This window comes from Segatella oulorum F0390, from assembly GCF_000224615.1.
GTDB lineage: Bacteria > Bacteroidota > Bacteroidia > Bacteroidales > Bacteroidaceae > Prevotella > Prevotella oulorum.
In genome coordinates, this window is record NZ_JH114217.1 from 571,666 (window position 1) to 584,497 (window position 12,832).

General features: G+C 46.2%; 11 protein-coding genes and 2 pseudogenes. 7 read left to right on the forward strand and 6 right to left on the reverse strand.

Annotated features, from left to right (window positions below):
- Window positions 1-415: 415 nt before the first annotated feature.
- Genes HMPREF9431_RS11565 through HMPREF9431_RS11585 form a run of 5 tightly spaced genes read right to left on the reverse strand, consistent with a single transcriptional unit; the run spans window position 416 to window position 6,956 of the window.
- Window positions 416-1,600, reverse strand: coding sequence for an AGE family epimerase/isomerase (locus HMPREF9431_RS11565; protein WP_040561709.1), 1,185 nt, complete (start codon window positions 1,598-1,600; stop codon window positions 416-418).
- A gap of 18 nt (window positions 1,601-1,618) precedes the next feature.
- Window positions 1,619-2,536, reverse strand: a complete 918-nt coding sequence (locus tag HMPREF9431_RS11570; protein ID WP_004381508.1) for a dihydrodipicolinate synthase family protein — start codon at window positions 2,534-2,536, stop codon at window positions 1,619-1,621.
- Between the two features lie 31 nt (window positions 2,537-2,567).
- Complete coding sequence (locus HMPREF9431_RS11575) at window positions 2,568-3,809, reverse strand: MFS transporter (RefSeq protein WP_040561710.1); 1,242 nt, start codon at window positions 3,807-3,809, stop codon at window positions 2,568-2,570.
- 7 nt (window positions 3,810-3,816) lie between these two features.
- Window positions 3,817-4,902 (reverse strand): hypothetical protein, encoded by a 1,086-nt coding sequence (locus tag HMPREF9431_RS11580; RefSeq protein ID WP_004381510.1) that lies wholly within the window; start codon window positions 4,900-4,902, stop codon window positions 3,817-3,819.
- The gene (locus HMPREF9431_RS11585) at window positions 4,899-6,956 is read right to left on the reverse strand and encodes a GDSL-type esterase/lipase family protein (protein ID WP_004381511.1); all 2,058 of its coding nucleotides are present in this window, start codon (window positions 6,954-6,956) and stop codon (window positions 4,899-4,901) included. Before HMPREF9431_RS11585 ends, HMPREF9431_RS11580 begins: the two co-directional genes overlap by 4 nt.
- A 587-nt stretch (window positions 6,957-7,543) precedes the next feature.
- Between HMPREF9431_RS11585 and HMPREF9431_RS13575 the strand changes: the two are divergent.
- Window positions 7,544-7,757: pseudogene (locus HMPREF9431_RS13575) on the forward strand (transposase); the annotation flags it as partial.
- Window positions 7,758-7,846: 89 nt separating this feature from the next.
- Here the strand turns inward: HMPREF9431_RS13575 and HMPREF9431_RS11595 are convergent.
- Window positions 7,847-8,959 carry a hypothetical protein gene (locus tag HMPREF9431_RS11595; protein ID WP_004381514.1) on the reverse strand — a complete coding sequence of 371 codons (1,113 nt, stop codon included), beginning with the start codon at window positions 8,957-8,959 and terminating at the stop codon, window positions 7,847-7,849.
- A 240-nt stretch (window positions 8,960-9,199) separates the two neighbouring features.
- Between HMPREF9431_RS11595 and HMPREF9431_RS13580 the strand changes: the two are divergent.
- From HMPREF9431_RS13580 to HMPREF9431_RS11625, 6 genes and pseudogenes are all read left to right on the forward strand, one after another.
- Window positions 9,200-9,412: pseudogene (locus tag HMPREF9431_RS13580) on the forward strand (transposase); the annotation flags it as partial.
- Window positions 9,413-9,676: 264 nt separating this feature from the next.
- Window positions 9,677-10,336, forward strand: a complete 660-nt coding sequence (gene mtnN / locus HMPREF9431_RS11605; protein ID WP_004381516.1) for a 5'-methylthioadenosine/S-adenosylhomocysteine nucleosidase — start codon at window positions 9,677-9,679, stop codon at window positions 10,334-10,336.
- A gap of 20 nt (window positions 10,337-10,356) precedes the next feature.
- Window positions 10,357-10,845 (forward strand): S-ribosylhomocysteine lyase, encoded by a 489-nt coding sequence (locus tag HMPREF9431_RS11610; protein ID WP_004381517.1) that lies wholly within the window; start codon window positions 10,357-10,359, stop codon window positions 10,843-10,845.
- A 42-nt stretch (window positions 10,846-10,887) separates the two neighbouring features.
- A complete protein-coding gene (locus tag HMPREF9431_RS11615) occupies window positions 10,888-11,508 on the forward strand; it encodes a deoxynucleoside kinase (RefSeq protein WP_004381518.1) in 621 nt (206 codons plus the stop codon).
- 18 nt (window positions 11,509-11,526) lie between these two features.
- Entirely contained in the window at window positions 11,527-12,159 is a 633-nt protein-coding gene (locus HMPREF9431_RS11620; protein WP_004381519.1) for a deoxynucleoside kinase, read from the forward strand.
- A 142-nt stretch (window positions 12,160-12,301) separates the two neighbouring features.
- The gene (locus HMPREF9431_RS11625; RefSeq protein WP_004381520.1) at window positions 12,302-12,829 is read left to right on the forward strand and encodes a YceD family protein; all 528 of its coding nucleotides are present in this window, start codon (window positions 12,302-12,304) and stop codon (window positions 12,827-12,829) included.
- Window positions 12,830-12,832: the final 3 nt, after the last annotated feature.

Here is a 12,832-nt window from a genome sequence, read left to right on the forward strand (position 1 = left end):
GTTTATTCAGTGATTATGTTGTATATTAACGCGCGCGCGTTCTTTATTAATGAGCGGACGTTAGAATGTGTGTGTGTGTGTGTGTGTGTGTGTGTGTGTGTGTTACACAATTATTTGGATTGACCAAATAAAAAGGCATAAAAAAACAGGCAGAAGAAAAATTCTTTTGCGCTGCGAAGGTTGCCTTATGGTGTAAACTACTCATCACTTAACGTTTTATTTTGTTGGCCGCAAAGTTAAATGTTTTTAGCGAAATGGCGAAATATTTTCGAAAAGAATTGTGTCAGGGCGGAATAATATTGATGTGCCACAAGGTGAATCGGCGAGGGTGACATTGCTTTTTATTTTGAAAACGCCCGGAAGCAGGGTGGGTGTGCCTTGCTTTCCGGGCGCTGTTTCATCGGCAAAGGAGCGGTTAGAGCTGCTCGAGGATGTCGTTGCAAAGGGCAAACGACTTCATCATCATGCGCGGAACGTGGAACGGACCTTTGTAAAGGTTGCCTTTGGCGGGTTGCGCCACGGTGCCGTCGCGATGCAGATAGCCATACCATTCGGGATAATCCTTGTCGGGCAGGTGGGCATAGGTCCACTCGCTGATTTGCTGGTGGCGCTGCAAATATTTGTCATCGCCCGTGGCCAAATAGGCGTAGAGCGAAGCGATGATGGTTTCGCATTGCGGCCACCAAAACTTCATGTCTTGCGCATAGTCTTGCGACGGCAGGTTTTTGCAGTCGCGGAAGTTGATGATGCCGCCAAATTCCTGGTCCCATCCCCAGTCCCACGACCAATCGAAGATGGTGAGGGCGGTGTCTAAAAGTGGCTTGTCCCACTGGCGATGGCGCGCTTCTTCCATGAGGAACCAGCTGGTTTCGATGCAGTGTCCGGGGTTGATGGTGCGTGTCATGTTGGTGTTGATGAATTCGCCGTTGGGACCAACACATTCTAAAAGCGCCTTAAACTCGGGGTGCATGAAATAGCGTTGCAGCTTGTCGATGGACTCGTTGATTTGCTTTTCCAATCGCTCGTCGTTGGAAACCTGACGCAAAATGCTGCACACGTTGATGAGAATCATCACGATGGAGTGGCCTTGCAACTGCACGCTGGGTTCGAATTTGGGCTGCAGAAAACCGGGTGTGTTGAGGAAACGCAGCGTGTCGGCAAACACTTCGATTGCCCGTTGGGCATAATGTTGGTCGCCCGAAGCGATTGAATATTCGGCCATGGCGATGGCAGCGAAGGTCTCACTGAACACGTAACGACGTTTGCGCAGGGGTGTTCCGTCGGCCGTTACCGAGAAAAACATGTGGCGATCGGTGTCGAAACAATGTTTTTCGATGAACTCAAGGGTTGACTTCGCAGCCTCAAGCCACTCGGATTTGCGTTCGATGTGGTTGTAGGCATAGGCACAGACGTAGGCAAAACGCCCTTGAAACCACACCGATTTGGTGGTGTCCATGAGCGAACCGTCGCGATTTACGCAGGTGTAGACGCCTCCGTTGACGCGGTCGAGCCCATGCTCCATCCAAAAGGGCATGATGTTTTCGGTGAGGTCGTGCTTGTAGCGGTCGGCCCACTGTTGCAAATAAGTTTTGGGATTGATATTCATTATCGTTGTATTTTAAAATTGATTACACTTGTTGAAAAAATCAATGGCATCGAGTTCGGCCTTCATACGCGCCTCTTCTTCGTCGGTCATGTTTTGGAATGGCACGCGGTTGGGACCTAAATCAAAGCCCATGAGTTTCATGATGCGCTTGCCGCCGACGATGTTTCCGCGGTAGTGGCAGATGACGTTGATCACCTCTTGCGCAAAGTTCTGGTGTCTGCGTGCGGCTTCTACATCGCCATTTTTCCATGCATCGATGATGGCCACGAGCTCGCGACCGTTGTAATTGGTGGTGCCACCGATGCCTCCTTGCGCACCACCCTGTGCCAACGAGGGCAGAATGGTTTCGTCCTGGCCGTGGAGCATGTCGAACTTTCCGTTGGCATAGAGCCGACATTGGTTGTATTCATAGAGGCTCTCGTAGGTATATTTGATGCCGGCGAAATTGGGAATGCGCCCATCAACGGCTTTCAGCAGGTCGAGCATAGGCAGAAAGGCACCGTTGAAGGCAGGGATATGATAATAGTAGAACGGCAGGTTGGGTGCCGCAGCGGCAATCTGTTCGCAATATTTCACGAGCTCTTCAATGCGGCCAATGTGCGGAAAAGGAGGCGCCATGGCACCAATTCCCCATGCACCTATCTCGGCTGCATGACGAGCCAGCGCAACGCTTTCGCGCAAACAACAACTGCCCACGTGCACAATCACTTTGAAACCTTTGGGCGCTTGCTTCACCCATTCTTCGGCCAAGGCCTTGCGTTCGTCGGTGGTGAGCATATAACCCTCACCCGATGATCCATTGATAAACACTCCTTGCAGACCGTTTTTCTTTAACATTGCCCCGTAAGCCGCAATGGGTTCGAGGTTCACATCGCCATTTGCGCGGAACGGTGTGAACGGAGCATCAATCAGTCCAATAATCTTTTCCATTTTATGTTTATTTTAAAATTCTGTTCTTTTGTTATTCCATGTTGTCGGTTTTTGGCTTTAAGAACCATAATTGCGCTACGAGCGCCAAGGCCACAATGCCGCCTAAGAGGGCAAAGCCTGCGCCAAGCTGGTTGCCATCGGTCCATTTGCCAAACACTTGCGTCACGGCCGCACCTGCAAAAACGCCTGTCATGTTCATGATGCCATAGGCCGTGGCGCGCTGTTTTGCCGAGATAAACTGGCAGAGGATGGGCATGTTGTTGGCATCGAACATGCCATAGCCCACGCCAAAGAGCAAACCGGCCCCCACAATGGCCGACAGATGATGGCCGTAGCCCAAAAGAACCAATGCGGGAATGGTCATGCCCAAACCGATGGCACTGGTGTAAACGCGCCCCTTGAGATGGCGTTTCACCCACCAGTCCGATAGCGATCCGCCTAAGATAACGCCCAAAAACGATGAGGCGGCGATGGTGATGGTGGAGATGGGGCCGGCCTCTTCCATGGGAATGCCTAAGTTTTGTGCAAACAAAGTGGGTAGCCAGTTCTTCGTGGCCCATCCCGGAAGACTCGGAACGGCAAAGAAAAAGAGGATAACCCAGAACACCCAGTTGGACAATATCACGCCGAAACCACTCAACAGACTGGCTTTGGGCGCGGTCTTTTGTGCAGCAACATTGAGCGTTTGCCCATGCGAGGGCTTTTCGTGCAGCAGCATACCCAATACCAGTGCATAGACAATGCCGATGATGCCAAACCAATGGAATGCCGTTTTCCACGACAAGAGCGCAGCCACAACGGCGCCAAAGCCTCCTATGGCCTGCCCCATATAGATGCCGGTCATGTGGATTCCGATGGCCAGCGAGCGGCTTTTGCCTTCGTGCCAATCGGCTAAGAGCGACAAAGCCGAGGGAATATACAGGGCTTCACTGATGCCCATGATGCCGCGCAGATAATATAACTGGTTGAAGCTCGTGGCATAGCCCATGGCCAATGTCACGGCTGACCATACAAACAGGCTGCCCACAACGAGCCATTTGCGGTTCACTTTGTCGGCCACCATGCCTGCAAAAGGCGACACAAGACCATACACCCACAGGAAAACGGCCATCAAAGCCCCAAAGGCCTCGGCTTGATTGAGTTCGTGAATGTCGGCCTTCATCGACGTTTGCATGGTCGAAAGCATCTGCCGATCCATGTAATTTAGCAACGCTACCACCCACAGCAGCGCCACAACAACCCAAGGATAGTATTTTTTTTCGATGATTTTCATCATGATGTTAGTAGCTGAAAGTGAGACGATAAATATCGGGCGTGCGCACACCGGGTTTCAATTCGCCGCCGATGAGGTAGACGTCATGGCCATGTCTCGCCAAAGAAGCCCCCGCACGTGCTGCAATTTGCTCCTTTCCTGCAATGTGCCATTTGCCTTTTTGATACACGCAAATATAGGGGTTGAAACGATACCATGCCACGGGATGCGTCATATAGCCCGGTTGGGGATGGTTCACAGCCTCCAAGAAAACATCTTTATTCACACCACCTATCGCTACAAAAGCATCGTCGGAGAGGCTGATGGCTGCGGCACCGCCTAAATAAATCTCTTCTCCCGCATCGTTTTTGGGGGGTAATAGCTCTTTTAAAGGGTGTGTTAAGCTTTGGCCGGCAATGTTGAGTGCAGTCAGTTCTGTGTCGGTTTTGGGCGTGCATCCTCCCCATTGACAAAACATTCCTTCGACGAAAGCGCTCACGGGCTGTCCCAATTTCTTTGTCGTGAGCGGGGGTAACACCTGCCATCCGGCCTCAAGATGTGCCAAATCGAGCGCAAAAACCTGTGCGCCGTTGCTCACAACGACACGTTCCCCTGAGCGAGCGCCTGTGAAATTGTCCATCTTAGCCGGCAAATCGGGATAGCTTTTCAGCTGTGCTTGCCCGCCATTCAACGTGATTTCAACGACTGTAGCAAAACTTTCCGTTGCATTGTTGCCACCGATGCAGAGCAAACCCTTCTCTAAAGGAATGCTCACGCCATAGGCACAAGGGGCTGGAAGCTGACCAACACATTGCCAATGAAGTTCGTTCTTGTCGGTGATTTGTGCGGCATAGATGCCTTGATAAAAGCGTTTCTCTCCACCTTCTGCAGCGGGTTTGTCGGGAAAGTTGCAGCCCCCAGCCATCAAAAGTATGTTGTCCACAGTGCCGGCAAAGCAAGCCGACACCCCTTTCTCTATGCCTGGTTCGGTAGAAGGGAACCCCATGATGTGCTCAATGTGCGATAGTTGGATGGATTGTGCATGCACATCCTTCCCTGATAGGAAATCAATCATGATGATATAAATAATTAGAATAACACGAATTGTTCTCATTGTTGAATTTTCTTTTCAAACGTACTGCACGGAAGTTGTACTTCATTCACAAGATTGGCACGCGAAAAAGGTTGCCAGCCGTAGCGAACCATCGTGGGATGGGGCACTTCGGCACTATGCACCACCACACTTTCGCCATCGATTTCAGCTGTGGCAACATGGTAAACACCATCTTCTCCCGCCACTTCAAAGCCGGTGAGAGGGCCGTTTTTGGCTTGTAAGCTCCGTGCATGTTCAAAGTAAAGATAAACTTGTTCACCTATTGCGCAAGCCTTGATGCACGAAGGTCCTTCCGAAACGACGGCATGCCCATAGACATTGTGCAGTGCCTGAAGCGCCAATCGCTCGCCAACGGGCTGCTTATTGCGATAGTGCACATCTAACGAGTCGCCCACATCGCTCGTCACAACCATCCACGTTTGGGGCAGTTGTTTGGTTAAAAGGCGTTGCGAATTTCGAAATTCAGGCCACGAAGGGCGGTTTAAGCTCGATAGTTGCACCATCAGAAATGGCAATTTGGGTTGGTGGAAGAAGCGCCGCCAGCTCTTTTCCAACAGCCGGAAGAGGCGTGCATGCAGTTCGATGTTGTGGGCGTTCGACTCGCCTTGATACCATGCCACGCCCTTAATGGCATAGCCTTTCAGTGGCAACATACCTGCTTCAAACATGTAGCAAGGTTCATAGGGGTGGCGTTGAGTGGCAGTTTTCTCGGCAAGGGTAATGTTTTCGAGTGCGCGTTTGCGTGCCCATGGCTGTCCGAAATCGCCATGATACCAGTCGTAAAGGATGGAAGGAAACTGCCATTCCAAGGTGTGGCGGTCAATCCACGACTCGGTTGTAGTGCCACCAACGGCATTACAAATGATGCCCACAGGCACTTTGAGGCTGTCGGCCAAGGCTTTTCCGAAGTGATAGGCCACAGCAGAGAAGGAAGCTACAGCCGCTTTACTGGCTACTTGCCAACCTTTTGTGTCTAATAAAGCCAATCGATTTACACTGTCGAGCACGGCTTTTGGCCATTTTTCGGCGTTTGTGGGGAAACGGGTTGGCATGTTGTAAAGGTGGAGTAGGGGGTATTGGTCGGCATGAGCTAAGTCTTCTGTTGCCGTTGTTATTGCCCTTACCGGAAATTCCATATTGGATTGTCCCGAGCAGAGCCACACCTCCCCTATATATATAAGGTGTAAATCGCGACGTTCTCCTTTTGTTCTGATTTGAGCTTCATAGGGTCCGCCGGCTTCCATGGCAGGAAAGGTCGCTTTCCAGTGCCCGTTAGCTGCTGCGGTGCACGTCTGTTGCTGTCCATTGAATGCCACTTTCACTTGTGTTCCCGCATTGGCCATCCCCCGAAACACGATGGGTTGCCGGCGTTGCATCACCATCCCGTCACTATAAATGGGTGCAAGTTCCAGTCCACCATTGTTTCCTGTGAGTGCAGCATAGATGGTTTTTGCCATGATGGTAGCACCTTCGGCATTTGGGTGAAGTGCATCGGCAAATAAATCAGGACGTGAGTAGAGCGGTGTGTGCAAATCAATGAGCCCCGTTTGATTGGCTTCGGCAATGCGACGAATGTGTTTTTGAATGGCCGCATGCCAGGCGCGTGTGCCACTTTCGAAGCGTGGGTGGGGATGAAAGATGGGCGTCAGCAGACAAATCCATATCTTCACTTTGGGGTTTGCTTGGCGAAAGCTGTTAATAAGTTGTTGATAATCGCGGTCGAAATGGCTGTTGTAGTTGGGCCAGTTGCGTGGGTCGGTGTCGTTGAGTCCTAAATGAATGACGACAAGGTCGGCCTTAAACGCCAACGCTGCTTGGTATTCGGGTTGCTGAATGTAAGGGCGATGGCCTTCGCTGAGCAGCGTTGTGCCCGAGTGTCCGAAGTTTTTCACTTCGTAGTGTGCGCCCAAAAGCTGTTGCAACACGTAGGGGTAGCAGGTCGTTTCGCGGTTGGTGAGGCCATAGCCAAAGGTTACACTGTTGCCCACGCAAGCCACTTTAATCGGTTTTTTGGCAGTGCCAAAGAGAGCGATGAGCAGTAAGCCGCACACCATTAAATATCTTCTTATCTTTTGTTTCATTTGTCTTAGCTGCCTTTGTTTAATAGATTTAGCGCTGAGTTTCATTGCACAAATATACAACAAATATGAAACATACCCAAATATCGGCGCTACTTTTCCCGTTTTTTAACCCGGAAATGAGATGTTGTGCTCCCGAATGACGTGTTAATTGTTACGGATAAGCTTTATAAGCGATGGCTACGATGCCAGGGATACCATAAAAATAATTCCGGAATATATTTGTCTTAACAGGGGTAATTATGTGTATTTGCAGCTGATAAAAATGCGGATAACCGCAAAAATATTAAATAGGATGGAAATGAAACGAGATTTATTGTTGCAAGATTACGCGAGTTCGGGATAAGAAAATTGCTTAAAAAGTTGGTAATCTCGCTATTATTTTGTAACTTTATAGCTGTGAATCAGTAACTTATAAAACAAATATAGCGATGATTACCAAGGACAAAGTTACAGAAATATTCTGTATTATCGATGAGTTTGACAAAAAATTGGATGGTGAGCTGAAGAAAAACCTGCATTTACCCAACCAGAATGGCAATGGAAAACGTTACAGAAATCGTAAAGTAATGTTAAGAAAACGCTATATCATCGAGTGCATCAATGGACTTTTGAAGAATAAAGCTAACCTCGTACACTCGCGACATCGCTCGATACACAACTTTATCATGAACCTATGTTCTGCTTCTAACAGCCTATTGTTTTTTTGACAATAAACCTGAGGCTCTACCTGTTTATGTCGAAAAATCAAAGCAGTTAGAACTATTTACATACTAATCTTATCCCGAACTCGAGTAAATAATATTTGATTTCGGGATGTTCGCTATTGTCTTGCCGTTGGACCAACCGCCCATCACCAAGATACATTATTTTATCTCTTCAAAGCTACCTTTTGAATTGATGCGATAGTATCTTCTACGCTCTTTTGTTTTCCCGCTTTCTCGCTTTTCTCCTTTTAAGCACATTACATAATTCGGATAAATTTGGAAACTAAGCTTACTATAATCTGCATTTTCTTGATTTTCATCTCCCCAATCATCCCACGTGTAATGCACTGTCATTTTTTGAGTATCACCATTTATAATTCCCTTATCAGATATACACATTTCCCAATATTCACTATCTCCATATTCAAAGTATATGATAAAAATGTCATATCCTTGATAACTTGGTAACGGAAAGATTTCATTCACACACGAATTTATATAATCCTTAAATGGCTTCTTTTTCCCATTGATAATGATTGTTTTTACTTTATCTGTTATATTTTCTATATTTCCTTTCGGCAAGGTATATTCATCAAACATCGTTTTTGTAGTATCAATTCCAAACTTATCTATGCTAATGTCTTTTCCATCAAAGAAATTTTCAGATGATGTTCCTAAGACTTGTTTTGAATCTGCATCACTGCTATCGCCTCTTCTATTAATAGTGTTAGAGAGCTTAACTTCACGAGGTATCTCGTAGATAAGCATGGCGTTCTCTTCTTCACCACCGGTTAGAATACAAGGAAAGAAAATATATTTTCCGGCAATGACACCCAATCCTAACATATCTATATAGTTGCGAGTCCAAGTTTCTTGTCCAACATAATCCTCAGGCTTTAAAAAGGTTATGGTGTTACCACCATCTTTATATCCCAATTTATTAAGTTCCTTTGCATAGAAATTTGATATTCCATAACGATGATTATAAAATTGTTTGGAATCTGCCTGCTGAATACTAAAAACAATCTTATTGTCATCGTTAATTATAAGCGTATCTTTGATGATAGTCATACGCATATGTTTGAAAAGATTTAATAAATCCTTGCTCTTCTCTGAGATAAGACCAGAGTTATACACCTTAAATGCAATGAACTTCAATTCATATCCATTATACGTTTTTTCTATATTTGTATTAAGTGTACCTCCACCTTTGCAGCTATATACAACATTGAGCAATGTTGATAACAGTAATAAAAATAATATTTTTTTCATAATTTACGCGAGTTCGGGATAAGAAAATTGCTTAAAAAAGTTGGTGGCCTCGCTATTATTTTGTAACTTCATAGCTGAAAATCAGTAACTTATAAAACAAATATAGCGATGATTACCAAGGACAAAGTTACAGAAATATTCTGTATTATTGATGAGTTTGACAAAAATTTGGATGGTGAGCTGAAGAAAAACCTGCATTTACCCAACCAGAATGGCAATGGAAAACGTTACAGAAATCGTAAAGTAATGTTAAGAAAACGCTATATCATCGAGTGCATCAATGGACTTTTGAAGAATAAAGCTAACCTCGTACACTCGCGACATCGCTCGATACACAACTTTATCATGAACCTATGTTCTGCTCTAACAGCCTATTGTTTTTGTGACAATAAACCTGAGGCACTACCTGTTTATGTCGAAAAATCAAGGCAGTTAGAACTGTTTGCATACTAATCTTATCCCGAACTCGGGTAACTATCGGGAAATGTATTTGTTCCTTTTAAGAATGTGCGAAGAGGTTCCTATCTATAGCTTATGGGAGTGGCAAGATTGTTAGCATACTTTTTTATTAGGGGATGGCCCCAAGCCATCTCATATAGCATTGTTCGCTGATGCTTTCGACATCAAATGCGATAAAAATCATTCTAAATCTGTGCAAGGTGCAAGGCTTTGCACCAATATTTTTTATTAACTTTGTAGGCAAAATCAACGGGAATAATGAAAATCGGGATTATCGTTGCAATGGACAAAGAGTTTGCGCAACTGCAAAAGGTGTTTGGAAACGACCCCAATGTTGTACTGCAAAAATGTGGCATCGGTAAGGTGAATGCCGCCATAGGAGCCACTATGATGATAGAGAAGCATCATCCCGATGTGATTATCTCTTCGGGATGTGCGGGTGGTGCCGACCCTTCGCTCAACATGGGTGACGTGGTTGTGGCCGCTGAAACGACCTATCACGATGCCTATTGCGGCGATAATTGCGCCTATGGGCAGATTATGGGCATGCCAAAACGGTATATATTGTCGGATAAACTCAATGTAATTGTGCAGCAATTTGGTACAGATTGCTCCACAATATCAATGGGTTTAACGGTGAGTGGCGACTGGTTCGTGGATACACGTGAAAAGATGTGTGAAATTATGCAGCATTTTCCCGAGGCCAAAGCCGTGGATATGGAGAGTTGCAGCATTGCGCAAGTGTGCCACACGTTTGATGTACCGTTTGTGAGTTTTCGCATCATCAGCGATGTTCCATTAAAAGACCATAAGGCAGAGATGTATTTTGATTTCTGGGATCGGTTGGCCGATGGTAGTTTTGAGGTGACAAATCGCTTTGTAGAGTTGCTGCAACAGCAAAACGAAGCATTGCAATAAATTAAAAAAGGAAGTAGAAAATGGAGAAAATACCGAGTTTCACAGTGAACCACGAGCAGTTGCAGCGTGGTGTTTATGTGAGCCGAAAAGATCGTGTGGGCGATGAGATTGTGACAACATTTGACGTGCGCATGAAATTGCCCAATCGTGAACCTGCATTGCATAATGGTGCTATTCACACCATAGAACATCTTGCAGCGACTTTTCTGCGTAATGATGCTGAGTGGAAAACGCGCATTGTTTATTGGGGACCGATGGGCTGTCTGACGGGCAATTACCTCATCGTGCAGGGCGATTTAGAAAGCCGTGACGTGTTGGATTTGTTGCGTCGCACATTTGATTTCATTGCCCATTATGAAGGAGAGATACCGGGTGCATCGCCCATGGATTGCGGAAACTATCTGCTGCAAGACTTGCCTATGGCGCGTTATGAAGCCCAAAAATATCTTGACGAGGTGCTTAATGGCATCACGGATGCCCAGTTGCATTATCCACCCAAGGCTGAATAGCCAGTTTTTATCCATTATCTTATCGCGAAAACAACCCACAACGTGCACATTGCAATTGCCGGAAACATTGGCAGCGGAAAGACAACGCTCACCGCACTCCTTGCCAAGCATTATGGATGGACACCGAAATACGAAGCGGTGGACTATAATCCCTATTTGGAAGACTATTATAAGGACATTCCACGGTGGTCGTTCAACATGGAAGTGTTCTTTCTTAAAGAACGCTTTAAAGATTTGCTTGCGTTGGCAAAGAGTGACAGAAAAGAAACCTTTGTGCAGGATCGCAGCATCTATGAAGGCGTCTATGTGTTTACCGAGAACAACTATCGGATGGGCAATCTCAGTGCGCGCGACTTCCAAACCTACATGGAACTCTTCGCCTCGATGACCACTATCTTGCGCTATCCCGATTTGATGATTTATCTACGGTCGAGTGTTCCGAATTTAGTGAAGAACATTCAGAAGCGCGGACGCGACTATGAACAGCAGATTCCTTTAGAATATTTGGAGCGCTTGAACCAGCTTTACGAGGAGTTTGTGTTTCAGCGATACAAAGGAAAAGTGCTCGTTGTGGAGGTAGACCCGCTTGATTATCTGCACAATAAAAAAGATTTTGCGGGCATTGTCGATAAAATCGATGCCCATTTATTTGGATTATTCTAACCCTATTTTCATTGAATTATGCATATTGCAATCGCCGGAAACATTGGAAGTGGCAAAACAACGCTCACACGTATGCTGGCCAAGCGTTTTCATTGGACGCCCCGTTTTGAACCCGTTGACAACAATCCCTATCTCGACGACTTCTATGCCGACATGCCGCGGTGGTCGTTTAATCTGCAAGTTTATTTCTTGAACAAGCGTTTTAAAGAGGTGGTGGAGATTGCAAAGAGCAAAGATACGATTATTCAAGACCGCACGATTTTTGAGGATGCACGCATCTTTGCACCCAACTTGCACGCGATGGGGATGATGAGCGATCGCGATTTTGCTAATTATTCCGACCTCTTCGACCTGATGATTTCATTGGTTGAGCTGCCCGATTTGATGATTTACATCCGCTCAAGCATCCCTACTTTGGTCAATCATATTGGCAAGCGTGGCCGCGAATTCGAGAAAAGCATTCGCATTGACTATCTCACTGGGCTCAACAATCGTTATGAAGCCTGGATAAAGGGTTATAAAGGACATCTTATAATCGTCGATGGTGACAACATAGACTTTGAAAACAGTGCGCAGGATTTTCAAAAAATCACCGACCAAATTGATGCCGAACTCTATGGATTGTTCCCGCTGAAGGATGACAAACGATAGGCAGCGGCAGTTGTTGCAGCATAAAAAGCATCGGTTTATGGGGTCCCCTCATTGCAGATGAAATGTGGTTGCTGCCACAAACCGACATTTTTTTTACTTTCGTTGGCAGTTTACGGAAAATATTTGTAACTTTGCAGCCCGTATGGAGCGTACCGAATCGTTTCAAATAGACCTCAAAGCGTTGGCACAAGGCGAGACAAAGCGTGTGTTCAACTTGGATGATTCATTTTTTCAGTCGTTAGAAGCTGCGGAAGTGAGGCGTGGCCATTTGCAAACAATATTGGTGATTAATCGCACCGATGACTATTTCGATTTGACGTTTCATACAACCGGCCACGTGGTGATTTCCTGTGATGTGTGTCTCGAAGATATGGAGCAACCCATTGAAACTGAGAACCATTTGGCTGTGAAAATGGGCGAAAGCTATGCCGAAGATGATGACCTTGTGACGGTGGCCGAGGATGAAGGAATACTCGATGTTGCATGGTTTATCTATGAATTTATTGAACTCTGCATTCCTATCAAGCATGTGCATGCACCTGGAAAATGTAACCCTGCAATGATAGAGAAGCTGAAAGCACTCTCGACTACCCGAAGTAGTGATGTGAATGGAGAGGAAACAATGGATCCACGGTGGGCAGCTTTGTCGCAATTGAAACTCGAAGAATAAACA